This window comes from Pseudoduganella sp. jia 9, assembly GCF_055502615.1.
Map to the genome: position 1 here is coordinate 71,775 of NZ_JBUPWE010000004.1, position 22,721 is coordinate 94,495.

General features: G+C 71.5%; 12 protein-coding genes. 4 read left to right on the forward strand and 8 right to left on the reverse strand.

What is annotated here, in order from left to right:
* Positions 1–168: 168 nt before the first annotated feature.
* A complete protein-coding gene (locus ACY34H_RS05280) occupies positions 169–2,475 on the forward strand; it encodes a putative bifunctional diguanylate cyclase/phosphodiesterase (protein ID WP_464976442.1) in 2,307 nt (768 codons plus the stop codon).
* Positions 2,476–2,538: 63 nt separating this feature from the next.
* Positions 2,539–6,849: an ATP-binding cassette domain-containing protein gene (locus ACY34H_RS05285; RefSeq protein WP_464976443.1), complete on the forward strand. Its 4,311-nt coding sequence runs from the start codon at positions 2,539–2,541 to the stop codon at positions 6,847–6,849.
* On the opposite strand, the gene ACY34H_RS05290 is transcribed toward ACY34H_RS05285, so the two are convergent.
* Genes ACY34H_RS05290 through ACY34H_RS05315 form a run of 6 tightly spaced genes read right to left on the reverse strand, consistent with a single transcriptional unit; the run spans position 6,846 to position 16,236 of the window.
* A complete protein-coding gene (locus tag ACY34H_RS05290) occupies positions 6,846–10,082 on the reverse strand; it encodes an AMP-binding protein (RefSeq protein WP_464976444.1) in 3,237 nt (1,078 codons plus the stop codon). The two genes, ACY34H_RS05285 and ACY34H_RS05290, sit on opposite strands and share 4 nt — an antisense overlap.
* Complete coding sequence (locus tag ACY34H_RS05295) at positions 10,082–10,615, reverse strand: cyclic nucleotide-binding domain-containing protein (protein WP_464976445.1); 534 nt, start codon at positions 10,613–10,615, stop codon at positions 10,082–10,084. Before ACY34H_RS05295 ends, ACY34H_RS05290 begins: the two co-directional genes overlap by 1 nt.
* Before the next feature lie 13 nt (positions 10,616–10,628).
* Positions 10,629–13,301, reverse strand: coding sequence for an NHLP bacteriocin export ABC transporter permease/ATPase subunit (locus ACY34H_RS05300; protein ID WP_464976446.1), 2,673 nt, complete (start codon positions 13,299–13,301; stop codon positions 10,629–10,631).
* Positions 13,298–15,493: an NHLP family bacteriocin export ABC transporter peptidase/permease/ATPase subunit gene (locus ACY34H_RS05305; RefSeq protein WP_464976447.1), complete on the reverse strand. Its 2,196-nt coding sequence runs from the start codon at positions 15,491–15,493 to the stop codon at positions 13,298–13,300. The genes ACY34H_RS05300 and ACY34H_RS05305 overlap by 4 nt, the downstream gene beginning before the upstream one ends.
* 7 nt (positions 15,494–15,500) lie before the next feature.
* Positions 15,501–15,977 carry a hypothetical protein gene (locus ACY34H_RS05310; RefSeq protein ID WP_464976448.1) on the reverse strand — a complete coding sequence of 159 codons (477 nt, stop codon included), beginning with the start codon at positions 15,975–15,977 and terminating at the stop codon, positions 15,501–15,503.
* Between the two features lie 25 nt (positions 15,978–16,002).
* Entirely contained in the window at positions 16,003–16,236 is a 234-nt protein-coding gene (locus ACY34H_RS05315) for a hypothetical protein (RefSeq protein WP_464976449.1), read from the reverse strand.
* A gap of 394 nt (positions 16,237–16,630) precedes the next feature.
* Here ACY34H_RS05315 and ACY34H_RS05320 point away from each other — a divergent pair, with 394 nt between their 5' ends.
* Positions 16,631–17,521 carry a cyanophycinase gene (locus ACY34H_RS05320; RefSeq protein WP_464976450.1) on the forward strand — a complete coding sequence of 297 codons (891 nt, stop codon included), beginning with the start codon at positions 16,631–16,633 and terminating at the stop codon, positions 17,519–17,521.
* Positions 17,518–20,163, forward strand: coding sequence for a cyanophycin synthetase (gene cphA / locus ACY34H_RS05325; RefSeq protein ID WP_464976451.1), 2,646 nt, complete (start codon positions 17,518–17,520; stop codon positions 20,161–20,163). Before ACY34H_RS05320 ends, cphA begins: the two co-directional genes overlap by 4 nt.
* Before the next feature lie 55 nt (positions 20,164–20,218).
* Here cphA and ACY34H_RS05330 read toward each other — a convergent pair whose 3' ends face one another.
* Entirely contained in the window at positions 20,219–21,502 is a 1,284-nt protein-coding gene (locus ACY34H_RS05330) for a hypothetical protein (protein WP_464976452.1), read from the reverse strand.
* Positions 21,499–22,611 carry a mechanosensitive ion channel family protein gene (locus ACY34H_RS05335; protein ID WP_464976453.1) on the reverse strand — a complete coding sequence of 371 codons (1,113 nt, stop codon included), beginning with the start codon at positions 22,609–22,611 and terminating at the stop codon, positions 21,499–21,501. Before ACY34H_RS05335 ends, ACY34H_RS05330 begins: the two co-directional genes overlap by 4 nt.
* Between the last annotated feature and the right edge of the window lie 110 nt (positions 22,612–22,721).

A 22,721-nucleotide genomic window follows, 5' to 3' on the forward strand; every position in this document is an offset into this window, starting at 1 on the left:
GCCGCGGCGCCTTGCCGGCCTCTCCGAACTGTTTCCATGGTTGCCATTTCTGTGAGCAAGTCGCAACAAGTTGCTACTTAGTTGCCGCATGCGCGTGCTTAATGGATGACTTACCCGTCATCCCAAGTTATGCTATTTCCCATAGGAAACCTTACCCCCGGCAGCATCGTGGCATTCAACGACATCGCGCACTGGCGCATCCAGATCTTTACCCTGCTGCTTTCCATCGTCGCGGTACTTGGCGTGATCATGGCAGTGCCAAGCATTGCGATCACGGCCTACCACGGCCTGTGGATCGTTTCGCTCGTCGATACCGTCGCGCTGGCATGGCTGCTGGTGCTGTGGCGCGCGCGCAGCCTGCCGTACCGGGTGCGGGTGCTCAATTTCCTGGCGATCCTGTACATCGTCGGCGTGGCGATGATGCTGACCGTGGGCCCGATCAGCCAGGTCTACCTGCTGGCGCCGCCCGTGCTGGCCGCGGTACTGCTCGGCACCTGGCCGGCGCTGGTAGCGCTGGCACTGTCCGGCGCCACGATCGGCACGCTGGCGCTGACCGGCCACGCGCGCCTCTATGTATCGGACCTGCCGGGCCACTTGCCGGTTGCCGCGCTGGTCATCCTGCTGAACTACCTGTGCATCGGCCTGCTGCTGACGCTGACATGCAGCGTGCTGCTGCAACGCCTGTCGCGCTCCCTGGCCGACCTGCGCACGTTCGCCGGTTCACTGGAGGATGGGCGCACCAGGCTGCAGCAGGTGAACGCCGAACTGCGCCTGACGGCCGCCGCTGTGGCCAGCCTGAACGAAATGGTGATCATCGCCCGGGCGGTGCCGCTACCGGGTGCCGAGCAGCCGATCGAGTTCGTCAACGATGCACTGCTGCGCAGGACAGGCTACAGCCGCGACGACATGCTGGGCCGTAGCACGCGCATGCTGCACGGCCCCGACACCGATCCCGCGGAAGTGGCGCGGGTGGTGCAGGCGATGATCAGCGGCTCATCGGTCACGGCGGAATTGCTGAACTACACGCGCAGCGGCGAACCGTACTGGGTCGAGATGGAACTGACGCCGTTTGCCGGCGCGGATGGCGTCAACACGCACTGGGTGCTGGTCGGGCGCGATGTCACCGAGCGCCGCAAGGCGGCCGACGCGATCCACCGGCTGGCGTTCTACGACGTGCTGACCGGCCTGCCGAACCGCCGCCTGCTGATGGACCGCCTGCAGGCGCTGCTGGACGCCGGATCCGCGGCACCGCACGCGGCCGTGATGTTCATCGACCTCGATCACTTCAAGAATATCAACGACGCGCGCGGCCATGCCACCGGCGACCTGCTGCTGCACGCCGCCGCGCAGCGGCTGTCGCAGCTGGCCGGTCCCGACGACACGGTGGCGCGGCTGGGGGGCGACGAGTTCGTGATGCTGCTGGCCGGCCCGGCCGGCAACGATGCCGGCGGCGCGCTGGCGGTGGCCGCACGCGTCCGCGCGGCGCTGGCACAGCCGTTCGACATCGGCGGCCAGTCGTACCAGTCGACCGCCAGCATCGGCGTGACGCTGCTGCCGCGCGCCGGCCAGACCGTCGATGACCTGCTGCGCGAGGCGGACATCGCGATGTACCGCGCCAAGGCCGGCGGCCGCGACGGCGTGGCGCTGTTCGAGGACACGATGCGCGCCGAAGTGGAACACCGGCTGGCGATCGAGCGCGACCTCGGCCAGGCACTGGTCAAGGGCGAGCTGCAGATGCACGTGCAACTGCAGGTCGACCGCGACGAGCGGCCGGTCGGCGCCGAACTGCTGATGCGCTGGCGCCGCGCCGATGGCACCTCGGTGCCGCCGGATGTCTTCATTCCCGCCGCCGAAGCCAGCGGCCTGATCGTCAAGCTCGGCTACTGGGCACTGCGGCAGGCCTGCCTGGCATGGCTGCGCCTGTCCGCCGCGGGGCATGCGCTGCCGCTGTCGGTGAACGTGAGCCCGTCGCAATTCCGCGAGCCGGATTTCGTGACGCAGGTACGCGCGATCCTGCACGAGACCGGCGCACCGGCGGCGCAACTGATCTTCGAGGTCACCGAAGGGCTGCTGATCGAAAACCTGGACGACACGATCGCCCGCATGCACGAACTGGCACGGCTGGGCATCCGTTTCTCGATCGACGACTTCGGCACCGGCTATTCGAACCTGGCCTACCTGAAGCGCATGCCGCTGTATGAACTGAAGATCGACCGCAGCTTCATCCACGATACCCCGGGCGATGCCAACGGCACCGCCATCGTGCAGTCGATCCTGGCGATGGCGGCCCACCTAGGCCTGCGCGTGGTCGCCGAAGGCGTCGAGACGCAGGACCAGGCGGCATTCCTGGCCGCGCACGGCGGCCCGGGCATGCAGGGCTACCTGTTCGCGCGGCCGATGCCGCTGGCGGACATGCTGGCGCTGCTGGAGCGCACGCCGCGCGATACCGGATCCCGCGCCGAAGCCGCCGCCTGATCCCGCCGGCGCTGTGGCATCATTGCCGCTTTTTTCCGGCACACGATCTTGCAGCCTCCCATCATGCGCACGCCACTGATACTGCAGGCACAGGAAACGGAATGCTGCATCGCCGTGCTGGCGATCATGCTGGCGCACTTCGGCCGCCACGTCACGCTGGCCGAGCTGCGCGAGGCCACCGGCATTTCGCGGCATTGCCTGCATGCCGGCGACATCGCCCGCGCCGCCCGCCACTACGGGCTTGCCGCGCGCGTGCTGCGCAAGGAGCCGGACGCGCTGGCCGCGCTCGGCCTGCCGCTGATCGCGCACCTCGACTTCATCCACTTCGCCGTCGTCGAGGAGATCACGGAACGGCGCGTGCGCCTCAACGATCCGGCGCGCGGCCAGGCCTGGCTGGCGCGCGAGGAATTCGACGAGCGCTTCACCGGCATCGCGATCGCATTGGAACCGGGGCCGGATTTCCGTCCCGGCGGCGCCGCGCCCGCATTGATGCCGCGCCTGCGCGCCCTGCTGGCTGATACCGGTCGAGGCACGATGGCCGGCATCGCCGCCGCATCGCTCGCGCTGCCCGCCGCGCCGATCCTGCTCGCGGCCGCAGCAGGCAGCGCAGGCACCGGCACGGCGGCGATGCTGGCCGCGCTGGTCAGTACAGCGCTGGCGTGGCGCGGCGGTGCCCGCTGGCTGCTGGAGCGGATGCTTGACCGCGCTGAACGGCATGCCGGGAGCGCGCTGCGCCAGCGCCTGTGCGACCGGCTGGCCCGCCAGCCCCAGGGATTCTTCGACTACCGCGTGCCGGCCGCGCTGCACCGGCTGGCCGCCCTGCCGGCCGCCGTTGCCGCCACGCTGTGCCGCGACATCGTGCTGCCGCTGGCCGAAGCCGCCGGCGCGGTGCTGCTGCTGGCCGCGCTGGCGCTGCTGGCGCCGTTGCCCGCGCTGGGCGTGGCCGGCATCCTCGCGATTGCCGCGGGCGCCATGGCCCGGCAACTGCGCGCCGGCCGCTGGACGCTGCAGCCCTGGCTCGCCGGCCCGGCCGCAGCGCCGCCGGGCGCGAAGCACGACCTGGAGCAGGCCGCCACGCTGGACCTGGCCGCCGAACGGTTGCCCGCCAGTGCCGGCGCACATGCCGCCGCGGCAAGCCGGGCGCAGGAAGCGGCGCCGGCCTTGCGGCGGCTGCATCTGCCGGCACAGGCCGCGGCACTGCTGATTGCGCTGCTGCCGGTGCTGGCCGGCATGGATGCCGCGCACGCGGTGGCATTCCTGCTGCTGGCGCTGGCGCCCGCGCGGCTCCTGCCGGCACTGGTGCGTTTGCCGGCGCTGCTGTACATGCTGCGCGGCCAGCTGCAATTGCTGGACGATGTGCAGGAGGAACAGCGGGAACCCGGCCGGGGGGCCGGGCGGGAAGCCGATCAGGAAGCCGATCAGGAAGCCGATCGGGAAGCCGAAGGCGATGCAGCGCCCGGACCTGCGCGCCAGATGCCCGCGCCGGGCGGCCCGCTGGTCGCCCACGATCTCGTCTTCGGCTATGCGCGCAACCGCGAGCCGGTGCTGCACGGCGTTTCGCTCGCCGCTGCGCCGGGCGAACTGCTCGGCATCTCCGGCGCGGCCGGCAGCGGCAAGTCGACGCTGGCTAAGCTGCTGTGCGGGCTTGCGACGCCGTGGTCCGGCACCGTCACGCTGGGCGGACAGGACGCGGCGCGGCTGGCGCCCGGCACCATCGCGTGGCTCGACAAGCAGCCATTCTTCCATGCCGGCAGCGTGCGCGACAACCTGCGCCTGTGGCAGCCGGCCGGCGCCGATGCCCTGACTGATGCCGTGTTGTGGCAGGCCTTGCGCGATGCCTGCGTCGACGACGTGATCGCCGCCCGCGGCGGCCTCGACGCCCGCATGGCAGCCGATGGTGCCGGCTTCAGCGGCGGCCAGCGCCAGCGGCTGGCCATTGCCCGGGCGCTGGCCGGCGCGGCGCGCTGCCTGATCCTCGACGAAGTGACCGATGGCCTCGATCCGGCCCTGGAGCGCGCGCTGCTGGCCGGGCTGCGCCGGCGCGGCTGCACGGTGCTCATCGTCAGCCACCGCATCGGCACGCTGCAGGCCTGCGACCGCGTGCTGCACCTCGAACACGGGCGGTTCGGCGGCCCGGCGATTCCAGCACGCGGCATTGGCGGTATCCATGAACTGGCGGCGCAACAGCCGGAAGCGCCGCTGCCGGTGCCAGGCGCCGCCGCGCTGCGTGATTGCCTGCGGGTGCTGAGCCTTCATGCCGGGCAGCCCTGGCGCGACGGATCTGCGGCCGAAGCCCCGGCCACCGCGCCAGCCGGAACCCGCGGCCAGGCGGTGCAATCCGCCGCCCGCGTGCACGGCATCGCGTTGCGCCCGGTACGGATGACCGCGGCCTGCTGGTGGCGCATGGACCCGGGGCCGCTGCTGGTGTTCCGGCGCGGCGACGGCGCACCCGCCGTGCTGCTGCCCCATGCCGGCCAGCCGGGCCGGTTCTCGCTGGCCGACGGCAACGGTACCGCGCCGCTGGCCAGCCCGCCTGCCGAAACGTTCGACGCCGCCGCCTGGGCGCCGCTGCCCGCGCCGCCGGCGTGGGGGCGCGCAGTGGCCGCTTCCGTCATCCACGGCGCGCTGCTGGCCGCCACGCTGGCGGCGGCACCATTCTCGCTGCCGGCGGCCGTGTCGCTGCTTGCCGCGGCACTGCTGTGGTCCTGGCAGGCGGACACGGACATCGGCCGCGCCACCGAACGCGCCGCGGCCGCCGCGGCCGCGCACCTCGCCGCCCGCCTGTACGCGCTCGCGCCGGCGGCCGTGCAGCGCCACGGGGCGGCCCTGCTCGACGAAGGCGCGGAAGCGGGCTCACGGCTGATCCTGATGCTGCAGGGCGCCAACGGCAGCGCCGTCCCGCAGCGCGCGGCCACGCTGGCGGCCTGCCTTGCGGCGCTCTGCCTGCTGGCACCGCCACTGTGGTGGCTGTGGCTGGGGGCGCCGCTGGCGGCAGCGCTGCCGCTGGCATGGCAGGCCACCGGCGCGCAGGCGCGGCTGCGGCTGCGCCATGCCCGCGCCGACCGGCGCCGCCATCGCTTCCTGTTCACGGTGCTGGCCCACGCGGCCACGCTGCGTGCCGCCGGCCGTGCCGAAGCCGCGCTGGCGCACTGGCTCGCCTTGCCCTGGCGCGCGCCTCTCGCACTGCGCCGCGCCGGCAGCGCCGCACGGGCGTGGCGCGATGCCTGGCCGCTGGCCGCGCTCGGAGTCGTCGCGGCCGTGCTGCCTGCCTTGCCACCCGCCGCCGCGCCGGCGCTGGCGCTGGTATTGCTGTTCGAACGCGCGCTGTACGAGGCGGCCGGCCTGGGCGAGTTTGCCGGCCGCTGGCTGGAAACGCTGCCGGCACGCCGTGCGCTGGCCGTGCTGCGCCGCGCCCCGGTGGAACCGCCGGCAACGCACGAGCCGTTCGGCGCCGCGCCTGCCCTGGCCATCCGCGATGCCCGCTACGCCTATCCCGGCGGCGGCCGGCCCGCGCTGGATGGCGTCACGCTCGACCTGCCGGCCGGCCGCATCACGGCACTGGCCGGTCCGTCCGGCAGCGGCAAGTCGACGCTGCTGCGCGCCCTGCCCGGCTTCCTGCGCCTGGACGGTGGCACCGTCGAGTGCGACGGCCGGCCGGCGGAAGGCGCCGCGCTGGCGCGGCTGCGCGGCACGCTGGGCATCGTGGCCCAGGACGATACGCTGGAAATCGCCGGCCCGCTACGCTGGCAGCTGGCCGGCAGCGGCGACTGGCCGCTGGCCGAGGTGCAGGCCGCGCTGCGCGCCGCCGAGCTGGCGCACGACGTTGCCTGCATGCCGATGGGATTGCAGACGATCGTCGACGGCGTCAACCTGTCGACCGGCCAGATCCAGCGCCTGCTGATCGCGCGCTGCCTGCTGCGCCGGCCGCGGGTGCTGGTACTGGACGAGGCGACCAGCGCGCTGCCCGACGCGCTGCAGGAACGCGTACTCGCCAACGTGCGCGCACTGGGCATCACCTGCCTGCTCGTCTCGCACCGCGCCAGCGCGCTGGCCTGCGCCGACCGGGTGGCGGTGATGGCCGCCGGCCGCATCGTCTGCAGCGGCGCGCCGCAAGACCCGGCGGTGCGCGCGGCGCTGCTGGCACACGCCGGGCAGGAGCAGCGCGACGATGTGGAGCCGGCCCCCGAACGGGACGCTGCACCGGCGCCCCCGCTGCAGCCCCCCCTGCGGCGCGGCCTGTTCCGGGCGCTCGCGCTGGAACGCTACCAGGGAGCAGGACCGGTCACCGCGCCGCTGCTGCTGGCGCATCCGCTGCGGCGCGGCGTGGTGGCCGGCGCAACGATCCTGCTGCTGGCCGCCACCGCACTGGTCTAACCGGCCAGCGACACCAGGAACGCTTCCATCCGGGCCGCGATGGCGCGCACCGCTTCGACAGGCAGGCGCCGTGGCTGGTGCGCCAGGCTGCACACGAGCGTGCCGCCGGCCAGGCTGGCCTGGACCTCCAGTACCGGCAGGGTGCCGTTGCGCGCGCAGGCCGCGACCCATGTCGGCACGCCGGGGTGTTCGACGCCGAGCACCGGGAACGGGCCGCCGCGCCGATAGGCTTCGTCGACCGCGCCCCGGTAGCTCAGCGCCAGTTCGGGTTCGCGCAGCGACAGCATGCGCCGCGCCCGCGCGTAGCCGGCGCCGCCATCGGGCAGCGCGGCGTGCGCGCTGCGTGCCGCGTCCACCAGTGCCGCCGGCGCGCCGCCGGCAGCGCCGATGCGCACCGGGTAATAATTGACCATCCAGCCGACGGCGCCGGCCGCCGGCAGCGCCAGGCGGCTGCCACGGCCATGCTGTTCCAGCCGCACCAGCGCATGATCGGTTCCCTGTTGCGCCATCCACGCATGCGCGAGCGCGGCCAGCAAGGCATCGCGCCGCGCCGCGCTGTCGCCATGGCGCGCCAGGAACAGCCGGTTGGATTCGGGATCCAGGCGGAACTGCGCGGCTGCCTCGACGCATGCCTCCGGGTCCGCCTGCCGGGATGCGGTGGGTCCGCAGACCGCGCGCCAGTGCTCGAGCTCCGCCGCTGACGGAGTACCGCCGGGCGCGGCCAGCGCCAGCAGCCACCCCGCATACCCGTCATCGCCCTCCGGCAGCGCTGTTCCGTCCAGCAGCCGTGCATAAGCCTGCTGCAGGCCGGCGACGAGGATGGCGACCGATGCCGCATCCACCACGAGATGGTGCAGCGCCAGCACCAGCATGCCGTTCTGCAGCGGCCCGCGGTCCAGCCACACGGCATGCGCCAATGCGCCGTGCCCGATGCCGATGGCTGTCCGGATACGCGCCATCAATGCCTGGCGCCAGGCAGCGGGGCCCTCTCCCGCCTGTTCGGCGCCAAGGCGCTCCAGCGCGAACGGTGCGCCGTCCGTCAGCGCTTGCCAGCCGCCGGGCGTGCGCACGAAGCGCAGCCGCAGCGCCGGATGCCGCCGTGCCAGCCATGCCAGAGCACCGTCCAGCGCGGCGCGATCGAGCGCCGGCGGCACGCGCAGGTGGACGATCTCGATGAACGCATCGGGGTCCGGCACGCCGGCATCGAGGAAGTCCAGCTGCAGGGGACTCGGTGGCAGCCGTGGCGGCAGGTCGCGGACGACACCCGGCGGCATGGCCACGAGCAGCGCCTGCAACTGCCGCAATGTCAGGTCCGGCGCCAGGCAGGCGGCCGGCACCGCGGCACCCAGTTCATGCTCGAGCGCCAGCAGCAGTTCCACCGATTTCAACGAATCGATGCCCAGTTCTCCCAGCGTCCAGCCGCCGTCGACCTGGCTGGCCGGCACCCCGGCCAGGCGCGCGGCGATGGCCAGCAACGGTGCTTCGCGCTGGCCTTCCACGAGCGGCGCCGCCGCGCGGGCGATGACGGCCAGCGCGCCGGCCCGCCAGGCCGCGCGCGCCGCCGACCGGCTGATCTTGCCGCTGGTGGTGCGCGGCAGCGCCCCCGGCCGCAGCAGCACCACGTGCGCGGCGCGCAGCTCCAGCACATCCGCCAGCGCGGCCTGCACGGCGCGTTCGACCTGCACCGGATCGGCCTTCCGGCTGGCACGGCGCAACTCGCAGGCCAGCACCAGCTGCTCGCCATCCGCGTCCTCGATGCCGAAAGCGGCGATGCCGGCGGGATCCAGCGCCGGGTGGCTGCGCGCGGCGGCGTCTTCCGCATCGGCCGGATACACGTTGCGGCCGCGCAGGATGATCAGGTCCTTCAGCCGGCCGGTCACCACCAGCTCGCCGCCGTGCAGGTAGCCGAGATCGCCGCTGCGCAGCCACTGACGCGGATCGCCCGCCAGGCGCCGGCCGAATTGCGCGGCACCGGCCGCACCGGCCGCACCGGCCGCATCGGCCGCATCGGCGGCATCGGCGGCATCGGCGGCATCGGCGGCATCGTCGACATCGGCGGCGCCGCTGCCCCGGCAGCCTGACGCCACGCTGTCGCCGGCGATCCAGATCTCGCCAGGCGCCCCATCGGCCAGCCGCCGGCCAGCGCCATCGACGATCGCCAGCGCCACGCCATCGGCGGGCGGCCCGCACAGCGTGCGCTCGATGCCCTCGCGCACGTGGGTGCGCAGGCCGAAGCGGCCACTGGCCAGCAGGGTCGCCTCGGCCAGGCCATAGCACGGCAACAGCGCTTCCGGGTCGAAGCCGGCAGGTGCCAGCAGCGCCGCGAAGCGCCGCAGCGTTCCCGGCCGCACCGTCTCGGCACCGCAGAACGCCACGCGCCAGCGCGACAGGTCCAGGCCGGCGACATCGGCGGCGGCCAGCTTGCGCACGCACAGTTCGAACGCGAAGTTCGGCCCGCCCGATATTACGCCGCCAGGCGCGGCGCCGTGATCGGCGATGGCGCGCAGCCAGCGCAGCGGCTGCGCCACGAACGACGCCGGCGCCATCTGTACCAGCGGGTTGCCGAAGGCGAGCATCGGCAGCAGGCCGCCGACCAGGCCCATGTCATGGTACGGCGGCAGCCAGCTGACGATGACCTGGTCCGGAGCGATGCGAAAACGCCCCGCGATCGACGCCAGGTTCGCCGCCAGGTTGGCGTGCGACAGGCAGACGCCGCGCGGCGTGCCGGTGGAGCCCGAGGTGTACTGGATCAGCGCCGCCTCGCCATCCGCGCCATCCGCTGCCGGCTCCGGCCCGCTGCCAAGGACCGGGTCATCGGCATCGGTGGCCAGCCAGCGGATGCCCGGCAGCCCGCCGGCGGCTTGCCAGGCGCGCGCCAGTCCGGCGCTGTCGACCAGGATCGCCTGCGGGGCGGCATCGGTCACGAGGCGCGCGAAGCGGCCCGCCGCGCGCGAACCGAGCCGGTAGCCGGGCGGATAGGTCGGCACCGGTGTCACGCCGGCGATCCAGCAGCCGCACAGCGCGGCGAGAAATTCCGGGCCGGGCCGGTGCAGCAGCAGCGTACGACGCGCGAACGGCAGGTCGGCGCGCAGGCGCCCGGCAATGCGTTCCGCGTCGCGCAGCAGTGCGCCGAACGTCAGCGTGCGCGTGCCATCGCCATCCAGGAACGTCAGCGCCACCCGGTCGGGTTGCCGGGCCGCGTGCCGGCGCAGCTGTTCGACAATGCCGGCCACTAGCGCTCCGCCAGCAGGCGCACCAGGCGCGCGAAGCGTTCACCGGCGATGCCCACGTTGTCGAGCAGCCCCTCGTCGAGCTCGTCCTCCAGCATGCCGGCAGGCGCCGGCTCGTTCCTGCCATACCCCAGCCGCGCGGTGGTATTGCGCATCCGCTCGGCGAGGAACACCGCCACCGCGCGGAAAAAGCGCATGCCGAAGGCGGGATTGGCGGAGAAACGTGCCTCGAGGGCCGGACGCGGCAGGTCGAGCAGGCGCACGTCGTCCAGCGCCTGCACGGTGGCGGAAGTAGGCGAACTGTCGACGAACGACATCTCGCCCAGTATCTCGCCGCTGCCCAGCGTGGCCACGCTGCCGATACCGGCCACCGCCACTTCCATGTGCCCGTCCAGCAGCACGTACAGGCGGTCGAGCTGCTGCCCCTGCGCGATCAGCACGGTGCCGGCCGGCACGGTGCGCACGCGGCCCAGCGCGGCCAGCAGCTCCATGTCGGCGTCGTTCAGCAATCCAAAGATATACAGGGCCTTGCGCATCGCGTTCCTTCGATCAGAGTAGTTGGCGCCGGGCCAGGTCGGCGAACGGGCCGGGCTGGTCGAGCAATTCCTGGTAGCTGCCGCACTGCACGATGCGCCCGGCCTCGACGACGAGGATCCGATCGGCCCCCATCACGGTGGACAGGCGGTGCGCCACGACCACCCGGGTCAGCGCCAGCCGTGCCAGGCTGTCCATCAGCACGGCCTGGGCCTGGTTGTCGAGCGCGCTGGTGGCTTCGTCCAGCAGCAGCAGGTCCGGCCGGCGCGCCAGCGCGCGCGCCATCAGCAGCCGCTGCCGCTGGCCGCCGGACAGTGTACCGCCGCCATCGTGCAGCACCGTGTGCAGGCCCATCGGCATCGCCGCGATTTCCTCCGCCAGCCCGACCTGCCGCGCCGCCGCCATCGCCTCGTCGTGGCTGATGCAGTGACCGGTGCAGTGGCCGGTATTGCGGCCGCCGGCGATATTGTCGAACACCGTGCCGGCCGCCACGCGGCCATTCTGCAGCACGACGCCGATGCGGCGCCGCAATGCCGCCACGTCCAGCCCGGCCAGCGGCTGGCCGTCGAATGCAATGGTGCCGGAGGTGGGTACATCGAAACCCATCATCAGCCGCAGCAGCGTCGACTTGCCGCTGCCGGACGGGCCGACGATCGCCACGAACTCGCCCGGCGCGATCGACAGCGAGACCCCGTCCACCACCGGCCTCCCGTGCTCTTCATAGCGAAACGACACATCGCGCAGTTCGATCGCGCCGCGCAGGGCCGCGGGCGCACGGCCGCCCTCTTCCGGCACCGCGTCCAGCAATGGCCGCAGCCGGCGGTACAGCGGCACCACCGCCAGCGCCTGCGTGGCGGCCAGCGTCATGCCCGTCATCGCGCCGAGGAACAGGCCGAAGGCGGCGTTGAAGGCCAGCAGTTCGGCGGTGCCCTGGCCGCCCGGCCAGTACGCCATGGCGGCAAACACGACCAGCCCGGCCAGCGCCGGCACGCAGGACTGCACCATTTCCTGCACCATCGCGGCGGCCCGCGCCGCGGCGGCGCGGCGCGTCTGCGCCTCGTACTGCCGGGCCCACGCGGCCAGCGCGCGCGGCTCGGCGGCGGCGGCGCGCAGCTTGCCGATGCCGGCCACGAACTGCAGCACCAGCCCTTCGACGATGCCGCGCTGGCGCACCTGTTCCGCCGTGTGCCGCAACTGGTGCCGCGCGCAGGCAAGCGTGAGCGCCAGCACGGCAGCCACCAGCGCGATACCGGCCAGGGCCAGCGGCACGCTCCAGTACAGCATCGCGGCCAGGCTGGCCAGCGAGAACACGGCGCCGAGCAGCGCGCCGCTGGCGGTCACGGACAGCGTGGCGCGCATCTCCTGCACCCCGAGTGCGCGGTCGGCCAGGTCGCCGGTGGTATAGCGGCGGAAGAATGCCACCGGCAGCCGCAGCAGCCGGTCGAACAGCGCGGCCTGCAGCGCCAGGTCGACGCGCGCCTCGCAGCGCAGCACCAGCAGCGCCTTGCACAATTCGAAACCGGCGGCACCGAAGGCCGCCGCCAGCAGCAGCCCGGCCAGCTGCCAGTGCTCGGACCAGGCGCCGCGCGGCAGCACCGATTCCACCAGCAAGGCCGTGGCCGCCGGCACCAGCAGCGCCAGCACCGCCGCGGCCATGCCCATGGCGAGCAGGCGTGCCACATCGGGCGCCGCGCCCCGGCCGGCAAACCGCAGCAGGCCGCGCCAGCCGGTGGTTCCCGGCGGCAGCGGGCGGTATGGCATCAGCGCTTCCGCCGCCAGTACCGTATGTTCACCGACCGCATGTTCGGCGCCGCCGGCATCGATCAGCCGGTAGCCGCGCCGCGACGGCAGCAGCGCGCACGGCTGCCGCGCCGCGTCGAAGCCGATCAGCGGGCCATTGTCGGCGCGCCACCACCGGCCGCGCAGCAGCACCGTGCGGTGGCGGACACCGGCGCGGGCCAGCAGCTCGGCCGCCGCGGCCTCGCCCGCCGCGCCATCGGCCGCTGCGCCATCCTCCGGGAATGCGGCGGCCGCCGCGCCGGCATCGATGCCCAGCGCCGCGGCGACGCGCCGCACGGCGCAGGCCGCGGCCGAAGCGCCGGCGAACGCGGTGTTAGCGGTATTCCTGGCGTTCGCCGCGCTGCCGTCATGCGGCGGCGCGGCGCGGGGACCGGAATGCCCGGCCGCGATGTCCTCCGCGCGCGACGGAGATGGGGCCACCGGGCGCAGTACCAGCCGCGCGAATCCGGCCAGCGCGGCCCGATAGCGGCCACGCGCGCCTTGCCAGCCGTGCCGCAAGGATTCCGCGCGTCCCGCCGCATCGTCTTCCAGGCAGCGCGTAAAACGCCGTACCGCGCGGACGTGCAGTGCCGGCAGTCCTTCGACGGCATCGGTGCATGGCTCGCCCAGCGCGGCACACCAGCCGGCCAGCAGCGGCGGCGTCACTTCCTCCCATGCCAGTTCCACCGCCACCGTGTCGAGCGTCGCGACGGCGAGCAGCCGGCATGCGCCCGGTGCCGGCAAGCCGCACAGCAGCGCGCCGGCCGGCACGCGGAACAGGAAGCGGCGCCGGCCGCCCGCCGGCACGGCAAACACGTTGACGGCACCTGACCGCACCAGCAGGGGTGCGGTGCGGCCGGCGATGTCGAGCGGATGGCGGGCGTCCAGCGCCAGGATGGTCGCGGTCATCGCATCGTTCCCACCAGCGCCGCGTACTCGCCGTCCAGCGCCATCAATTGCGCATGCGTACCCCGCTCGACCGCCTCGCCGTGGCGCAGCACCACGATCTCGTCGCAGTCGCGCAGCGTGGACAGGCGGTGCGCGATGATCACGCAGGCGGCGCCGCGGCGCCGCAACGCATCGTCGATCGCCTGCTCGGTCACGCTGTCCAGCGCCGCCGTGGCTTCATCGAGGACCAGCAGCGCCGGGTCGCGCGCCAGCGCCCGCGCGATCTCGAGGCGCTGGCGTTCGCCGCCGCTCCAGTTGGCGCCCCCCTCGGCCACCCGGCTGTCGAGTCCACCTGGCCGGCGCGCCACCTCCGGCGCGATGGCGGCATCGGCCAGCGCCCGGTGCAGCGCGGCTTCGGGCATGGCGTCGTCCCACAGCGTCAGGTTGTCGCGCAGCGTGCCTTCGAACAGGAACACGTCCTGGTCGACGTGGGCCATGGCGGCCGCCGCCACGCGGGCCGGCAACGCCGCCAGCGGCAGGCCATCGAGCAGCACCGTGCCGGCCGATGGCGGCAGCAGGCCGCAGCACAGCCGTCCCACCGTGCTCTTGCCGCTGCCGGAGCCGCCCACCAGCGCTACGCGCATCCCCGGCTCCACCGTCAGCGACAGGTTGCGCACCACGGGCGGATCGAGCGGACTGTAATGGAAGCTCACGCCGCGCAGTTCCAGGCGGCCCTGCAGCGCAGCCGCCTGTGCGGCGTCGGCCGCATCGGCTTCGTCATCCGCCTCGGCGTTCTCCGCTCCCGCGCGCGGCGGCACCGGATAGCGGAACACATCGGCGAGGCGCGTCAGCAAGCCCCTGGCGGCCTGCACGTCGCCTGCCAGTGCCACCAGTTGCGTGACCGGTCTGGCGAAGGCCGCCAGCAGCAGCTGGAACGCGACGAGGTCGCCGATCGTCAGCGCGCCCGCCATCACGCGCATGCCGCCCAGCGCCAGCACGGCCACGGCCGCGATGCCGCCCAGCAGGCCGGGCAGGACCGACAGCAGCACGGTTTGCCGGGCCATGCCCTGCTGCCCCAGCAGCGTGGTGGCCTGGTAGCCGGCCCAACGGGCAAACGCGGCATCCTCGCCGCCACCCGCTTTCAACGTCTCGATGCCGCCGATCGCCCCCACGGTGGCGGCGGACAGCTTGCCCTGTTCGCCGATCAGCCGGTTCGACAGGTCCTGGCGGCGGCGTGCCAGCGCGTGCAGGCAGCCCAGGTTCAGCGCCGTCAGCGCGATCGCCGCCACGCCCAGCGGCACGTCGCAAACCAGCATGGCGGCGCCGTAGAACAGCACCGCCACCAGGTTGAAGGCATTGGTCGCCAGCTCGCCGGAAAGCAGCCTCGCGATGCGTTCGGCGGCACCGATGCGGTTCGCCACTTCGCCGGCATGGCGCTGGCTGAAGAAAGCCAGCGGCAGGCGCAGCACGTGGGCCAGCAAGCGGCTGGACATCGTCAGCGCCAGCTTGAGTTCGAGGCGCAGCAGGTAGCGCTGCTGCAGCCATGTGAGCGCAGCGCGCCCCAGCACGATGCCGGCCATCGCCAGCAGCAGCGGCATTACCCAGCCCTGCTGCTGGCGCAGCAGCACCTGGTCGACGAACGCCTTGGCGCACAGCGGCAGCAGCACGCCGGGCACGGCCAGCAAGGCCGAGGCCAGCGCCACGAAGGTCACCGCGCCGCGCGAATGGCGCAGCCAGCCGGCCAGCTCGCGCAGCAGCGAAGGCGCACGGCCGGCCGGCGTGAAATCCGGCCCCTTCTCGAATACCAGCACGACCCCGGTGAAGCTCTCGGCCAGTTCCTCCAGGGTGACGCTGCGCGGCCCGGCGGCGGGATCGTTCAGCCACGCGACGCCGTCGCGCACACCTTCGAACACGAGGAAATGATTGAAGTTCCAGTGCAGGATCGATGGCACCGGCAGCGCCGCCAGCGCACCAGCCTCCTTGCTGAACCCTTTCGCGACCAGGCCGTGGCTGCGCGCGCATTTCAGCAGGTTGCTGGCCTTGCTGCCGTTGCGCGACACGCCGCACTCCTGGCGCAGCGCTTCGAGCGGGACCCAGCGGCCGTGATGGGCCAGCACCATCGCCAGCGCGGCGGCGCCGCACTCGACCGCCTCCATCTGCAGGATCGTGGGAGTGCGCACGCGCCCCGGATGCCCAGGATGCGATCGGGTCACGCCACACTCATTGCAGCGCGGGGATCAGCAGCGCGAGCGGGCGCCGGCGCGACAGCACGATGTCGCCATTGACAGGGGTGCCGGCGGCATCCGGGGTTGCCGCCAGCGCAACCTGGACTTCGTGAACGTCGTGCATGCCTTGCGTCCCGGCGACGCGTTCGACCTTGCCGTGCAATGCGGCGGAGCTGCCGCAGGCTGCATGGGCAGGCAACAGCACCACGTCCATGCCGGGGCGAATGGCGCCGGCCGCGGTGGCCGGTACCCGCAGCAGCGCGTGGCCGCCGGCCGCCAGGCTGCCGTGCGCGGGCAGCGTGACGGGCAGCGAACCGGCGAGGCTCCAGGCCAGCGCCGCCAGCGCCAGCAAGGCGCAGACAGACAGCGCGATCCAGCCCGGCGCATCCGTGACGGGCACCAGGTGATCGAGCTGTTCGGGGGAAGCCAGGCGATCGAGCGCCGCCTGGCGGAAGATGCGTTTTTCGGACATGACCGGCAACCAGCCGGAAACGCGGTCAGCGGCCGAAGTGCGATCCGTTGCTGTGCTTCATGCTGGGCATGACAGGCACGCCGCCGGACACCATTTCCATTTCGAAGTCGGACAGTTCGTCGTCGCTGGTGGACAGCACCTGCCGCGCTTCCTCGGCGGTGAAATCGAAGCCGCTGCGGCTGCCCAGCTGCGCCAGGCCGGCATAGTCGATGGCGCCGTTGCTGAAATACGGCGCCACCTCGGCTTGCAGGGTGCTCATGCGGTTGATGTGCTGACGAAAATTTTGAGCGGCAATGATGGACATGCTAGGACCCCAGATCAGACGTTATCTAATTGTAATTAATATGAACAACCTGCAACTATTTTAGTACCAATGGCACTTTGAATTCAATGCATTCCTGCACTAAGGCCGAGGCCATCATTGTAACGGGGCGGCGCGCCGGCCACAGCGCGTTGATGTCAATTACCAATTAGATATCTATGTAACTTCGACGTCATCCGAATCTTACAAATTCACGGGTCGAACGCCACTTTTCCTAGCCCCCTCCGGCCTTGGATACTCGCACCATTACATCGCATGCATGCACCGGCAATGTGCACCGCGCCAGCCGGCGCAGTGCGGCAGCCCCAACCGGCATACCCGAGGAAACTCCATGAACACCCCTGCCAACGAGGATGGCTGCCTGCTGATCATCGGCGGCGACGAGCAGCGCAACTGCCGCGAGCGGATCCTGGCGCGCTTCGTCGAACTCGCCGGTGGCCCGGCGCGCAGTTTCGTGCTGCTCACCAGCGCCAGCGAGGAACCGGAAGCGATGGCGCGCCCGTACCGGGAAGCGCTGGCGAGGCTGGGCGTCAGCCGCTGCGATACCGTGCATACGGCGGGACGCGCGGAAGCCAACGATCCGGCCGTCGCCGCGCGCGTTGCCCACGCGGACGGCATCCTGATCACCGGCGGCGACCAGAAGCGCCTGATGGCCACCATCGGCGGCACGGCGCTCGACCGGGCGCTGCACGAAGCGCTGAAGCGCCGCTGCGCGTGCCTGGCCGGTACCAGCGCGGGCGCCTCGGCCATGGCCGGCCACATGCTGGCTTCCGGCAGCGCCGAGTACGCGCCGGCAAAAGGCGCCGCCACGCTGGGCGCGGGCCTCGGCTTCGTGCAGCACATCGTGATCGACCAGCACTTCTCGCAGCGCCACCGCATCAACCGACTGCTCAGCCTGATCGCGCAAAACCCCTACCTGTACGGCCTGGGCATCGACGAGGACACGGCGCTCGTCGTCGAACGGGGTGCCGGCATCGAGGTGATCGGCGAAGGCGGCGTCACGTTCGTCGATGGCCGCAACATGATCACGAACGCCGCCGACATCGGCGAGGGCGAGCCGGCCGAACTGGTCGGCGTGCAACTGCATGTGCTGCCGGCCGGCTCCGGCTACCTGCTGCCCGGTGCCGCCACCCCGGCGCGCCTGCATCGCATCACGCGCGAAGCGCCGGCGCCATTACATGAATTCATCCGCAATCTGACCAAGAGGAACCCGTTGTCATGAACATCATCGAGCAAAGGCTGCTGCGCGGCCGTAACCTGTATTCGCACCATCCCTGCCTGCTGACGGTGCTCGATACAGGCGAGCTGAAAGAGGCCCGGACCGATGCGCTGCCAGGTTTCAACGAACGGCTGCTCGAACTGCTGCCGTCGCTGTACGACCATCGCTGCTCGGTCGGCAAGTACGCCGGCTTCGTGCAGACGCTGCATTCGGGTACCAACCTGGCCCACGTGGTTGAACACGTGACCCTGGCCCTGCAATGCCTGGCCGGCACCACCGTCAACACCGGCCGCACGCACGATGCGGGCGATGGCCGGTACCGCGTGGTGTGCGCCTATGAACTGGAACAGGTGGTGAGCGAAGCGTTCGACGCCGCCGTGGCGCTGGTGACGGCGCTGGCGCGCGGCGGAACGTTCGCGCTGGCCGCAACCGTGGCGGCGCTGCGAGAAACGGCCGAAGACCACGCGATCGGCACCAGCACCGGCGCCATCGTCGGCGCGGCGAAGGCCCGCGGTATCCCGGTGCTGCGGCTGACGGAAACCGCCAACCTGTTCCTGCTGGGCTGGGGCGCGCGCCAGAAAAGGCTGCAGGCCACGATCACGGCCGATACCGGCCATATCGCGGTCGGCATCGCCAGCGACAAGCAGCTGACCAAGGCCCTTCTGCAGGAAGCCGGCATACCGGTGCCGGAAGGCGCGACGGTACGCACGCTGGAACAGGCGCAGCGCGCGGCGCGCCGCCTGGGCTGCACGGTTACCGTGAAGCCGCTCGACGGCAACCACGGCCGCGGCGTGACCACCCGCTGCAACACCCCCGAGGAAGTGGCGGTGGCGTTCGAGCGCGCGCGCCAGCACGGCCGCAGCATCATCGTCGAGCGCTTCGTGACAGGCCAGGACTACCGCGTGCTGGTGGCCGACGGCCGCGTGGCAGCCGCCGCGCTGCGCCGGCCGCCCGCGGTCACGGGTGACGGCGTATCGACCGTGCGCCAGCTGGTGGAGCGGGAAAACCTGAACCCGGCGCGCGGCGAAGGCCATACCAACATCCTGACGAAGATCCCGCTCGACGGCCATGCCGAAACGGTGCTGGCCGAACAGGGCTTCACTGCCGACAGCGTGCCCGCCGCCGGCATTCCGGTGCAATTGCGCGGCAACGCCAACCTGTCCACCGGCGGCACTGCCGAAGACGTGACGGACCTGCTGCCCCCGCAGACACGCGCGCTGTGCGTGCGCGCCGCGCAGAAGATCGGTCTCGACGTGGCGGGGCTGGACATCGTCTGCACCGATATCGCCCGGCCGCTGGAAGAACAGGGTGGCGCCATCATCGAAGTCAATGCCGCGCCGGGCATCCGCATGCACCAGTACCCGAGTGCCGGCACGCCGCGCAATGCCGGCGAGGCGATCGTCGACGGCATGTTCGGCAACGGCGATGGCCGCATCCCCGTCATCGCGGTGACCGGCACCAACGGCAAGACCACCACCACGCTGATGCTGGAGCACAGCATCCGCCAGGCCGGCCTGCGCACCGGCTGCGCCACGACCGAGGGCGTGTTCATCGACGGCGCCTGCATCCGCAAGGGCGACTGCGCCGGCTACTGGTCGGCGCGCAGCGTGCTGACCGACCCGAACGTGGATTTCGCCGTGCTGGAAACGGCGCGCGGCGGCATCCTCAAGCGCGGCCTGGCCTTCGACCGCTGCGACGTCGCCGTGATCCTGAACGTGTCGCACGACCACCTCGGCCTGGACGGCGTGAATACCCTGGAGGACCTGGTCCGCGTCAAGGCCGTGGTGGCCAGGGCCGCCTCGCGCGCCGTGGTGCTCAATGCCCAGGACGCACACTGCGTGGCGATGGCCGATGAACTGGACGAGCATGTGGAGCGGCTGTACTTCAGTTGCGACGCGGACAACGCCGTGCTGCTGCGCCACCTGGAAAGCGGCGGCCGCGCCGCCTACCTGCAGGACGGCGCGCTGATCCTGGCCGACGGCACGCGCCGCCATCGCATCCTGTGGGCGGAAGAGATGCCGTCCGCGCTGGACGGCTGCGCGCGCCACAACATCGCCAACGCGCTGGCAGCCGGCGCCGCGATGCTGGCGGCCGGCCTGCAGATCGGGCAGATCGCCGACGGCCTGGCATCGTTCGTGTCCGACAATGTGCGCAATCCGCTGCGCGCCAACGTGTACGACGTGCGCGGCGTGAAAGTGCTGGTCGACTACGCGCACAACCCGGCCGCGTATGCGGCGCTGGGCCTGACCGCGCGCGAGATGAGCGCGAGCGAAACGGGGACGCACCGCACCGTGGCCGTGGTCACCGCGCCCGGCGACCGGCGCGACGAGGACCTGGAACGCATCGGCGAGACCTGCGGCGAGGCGTTCGACGAGGTGATCGTCTACGAGTCCCCGGCCGAGCACCGCGGCCGGCGGCCGGGGGAACGCGCGGCGCTGATGGCGGCCGGCGCAATCCGCGCCTCCACGCGCGTGCACCTGGAACTCGAATCCGGCGCCGCGCTGCGCCTTGCGCTCACCCGCTGCCAGCCGGGCGACGTGATGCTGTTCGCCACCGGCACCTCGGTGGCCGAACTGGTCGAGGCGCTGCGCGATTTCGATCCGGCCAGCGCCGAGAGCATCGCGCTGGCGGCAGCCGGCGGCTGAAAACAGGGACGGTCCGGCGTCCCGGTCCGTCCCTGATTTTTCGTCCCTGATTTTTCTACCGCAAATCGCTGGCCAGCCGCGGCGATGAGAGGAGCGTCTTGAATGCGGCCCAGCGCTGCGCCCGCGCCTGTTGCGGATCGGTCGACGTCACCTGTTTCTCGACCCATGCCTTGACGAGGTCCTTGCCCAGGTTGTAGTTGATCACGTAGCCGCGCAGCGCGTCGTAGAACTGCACGCGCTGGCCGGCCTTTTCCGGCGGGTACAGCGCCACGTTGACCAGCCATTCGATCGCCTGCTCGCGCGTGAAGCGCCCTTCCAGGTAGTGCATGGCATTGTCGTTGTCCGCGTAGGACAGCTGCGCCAGCAGTTTTTGCAGCGCGGCGTACTGGCCGGCCAGGCTGGGGTCCAGGCCGGCCAGCGGATACAGCACGTCGCGCTCGAAGGCGAGCCGCTCTTCGTCCGGGAACGCCATCTCGATGCCGTAGTTGGCGCTGCCTTCGGCGATCAGCGACATCGGCGAATACAGCGGGTAGACGCTGAACTCGACCCAGTTGCGCTCCTTCACCAGGTGCTGCTCCAGCAGCGCGTTGTAGACGTGGTGGCCCGGGTATCCCTCGTGGCAGCCCAGGTCGACGGCACGCTCGATATAGATCGGGAACTCCGTGTTGATCTGGATCAGGCTGTGCGCATCGCCCTTGTACCAGTTGTAGCCGGACCAGGGTTTGCCGGTCACGAATTCCATCACGAAGCTTTCGTTCTTCGGCAGCGCCAGGTGTGGCGCGGTGCGTTCGCGGCAGGCGGCGATCGCCGCGTCGAACACGGGCTTCAGGCGCTCCTTCGGGATCGCGAAGCGGGCGCGGAATGCCTGTACCCGCTGCGGCAGCGGGCCCTCGCCCGGCACCAGTGCATCGATCCGCTTCAGCAGCGCTTCATAGTACGCGCGGTCGTGGTGCGGCGTGACAGCGTCGTACAGCAGCGCGGTTTCCTCGTCGAAGCCGAATTTTTTACCGTCCAGCATATCGACGCGGGCGCTCAAGGCCTTCAGCTGCTTGCGCAGAAAGGCCAGGCGCAGCGCTTCGTCCGGATTCGCGGCCTTCTTGCCGGCGAGGTCGCCGGATGCCGCCCGGGCTTCCTCGCGGATCGCCGCCAGGCTGCGCTTTTCCTTCTCCGCCCGGGCCTGCAGGGCCGGGGGGCCGTAATACGCGTCGACGTAGCTGGCATCGTGCTGGCCTACCGCCAGCACCAGCTGGCGATAGCGCTCGGCCACGTCCTGCACCGAGGCCGCCAGCGCGCCGCCGGCCACCATCATCGCGAGTCCCCCCGCCACCAGTTTTTTCATGCGCCCGCTCCCTTGTTATCCGAAACAGGCCAGTTTAGGGGAGGCTCCTGTCCGCTGTAAACCTCCGTGGGCCGCAGATTCATCTGGGTCGGGAAGGCGATGTCGATACCGCGCTCCGCCAGGCCGCGCAGCACGTCGAGCAGCACGGCCTGGTTGGTATCCATGAAAACGAAATAATCCGGGGTCTTGATCCAGTACACCACCTCGTACTCGGCCGCCCACTGGCCCAGGTTGCGCAGGTGCGCCCGCTCGAACGAGGCGGTTTCCTCCTGCCGTTCGATGATCTCCTTCACCATGGCCGGGACGGCGGCCAGCTGGTCCGGCGAGGTGCCGTAGCGCACGCGGATCATGAACGCGACGCGGCGCGAGAACATGCGGGTCTGGTTGGCGATGCGCGACTTGAGCATGTCGCCGTTGGAGAAGATGACCTGGTCGCCGCCCAGGCCGCGCAGCCGTGTCGTCTTCAGACCGATGTATTCGACGGTGCCGAGGTACTCGCCGACGATGATGAAGTCGCCCACCACGAACGGCTTGTCCAGCACGATCGACAGCGAGGCCAGCAGGTCGCCCAGGATGTTCTGCACCGCCAGCGCCACGGCGATGCCGCCGATGCCCAGGCTGGCCACCAGGGTCGTGATGTTGAAGCCCAGGTTATCCAGGATCATCAGCATGAACACGACCCACACGATCAGGCGCAGGATGAAATCGATGATCGCCGTCGAGGCCACGCCGGCCGCGCTGTCGGTGCCGCCGAGGGCGGCCTGCCGGTAGCGGCGCCGCCAGACGCGCACGCCGGTATCGGCCCAGACCGCCGACTGGATCAGCATCGCCGTGACGGCGATGCGCCACAGCGACACTTCATATTTCTTGGAGAATTCCAGCATCAGCGAACCGAGATACAGCGCCAGGATCACGATGACCAGGCTGTACGTGTTGCGCAGCATGCGCAGGAGCCAGTCGTCGACCCGCGTCTCGGTGCGCTCGGCCACGCGGGCCAGCCGGTGAATGAGGAAGGTCCGCACCACGATCAGCACCGCCGCCGCGGCGAACGCCACGGCCAGCGCGGTAGCCCATTCCTGGATCGGATTGCCCAACCAAACGTAACGCATGCACCCTCCCTTTCGCTGGCGAGAGTGTACCGAAGCACACTGTGCCAGCGCGCACACGAGGCGACGGGCGGGTATGCCCATTGACCTCGCAACCTGTTCAATGACGCCCG

Coding starts and splice junctions, on each gene's coding strand:
- ACY34H_RS05285 (WP_464976443.1), top strand. CDS start 2,539: ATGCGCACGCCACTGATACTGCAGGCACAGGAAACGGAATGCTGCATC.
- ACY34H_RS05295 (WP_464976445.1), bottom strand. CDS start 10,615: ATGCGCAAGGCCCTGTATATCTTTGGATTGCTGAACGACGCCGACATG.
- cphA (WP_464976451.1), top strand. CDS start 17,518: ATGAACATCATCGAGCAAAGGCTGCTGCGCGGCCGTAACCTGTATTCG.
- ACY34H_RS05320 (WP_464976450.1), top strand. CDS start 16,631: ATGAACACCCCTGCCAACGAGGATGGCTGCCTGCTGATCATCGGCGGC.
- ACY34H_RS05315 (WP_464976449.1), bottom strand. CDS start 16,236: ATGAGCACCCTGCAAGCCGAGGTGGCGCCGTATTTCAGCAACGGCGCC.
- ACY34H_RS05300 (WP_464976446.1), bottom strand. CDS start 13,301: ATGACCGCGACCATCCTGGCGCTGGACGCCCGCCATCCGCTCGACATC.
- ACY34H_RS05310 (WP_464976448.1), bottom strand. CDS start 15,977: ATGTCCGAAAAACGCATCTTCCGCCAGGCGGCGCTCGATCGCCTGGCT.
- ACY34H_RS05330 (WP_464976452.1), bottom strand. CDS start 21,502: ATGAAAAAACTGGTGGCGGGGGGACTCGCGATGATGGTGGCCGGCGGC.
- ACY34H_RS05335 (WP_464976453.1), bottom strand. CDS start 22,611: ATGCGTTACGTTTGGTTGGGCAATCCGATCCAGGAATGGGCTACCGCG.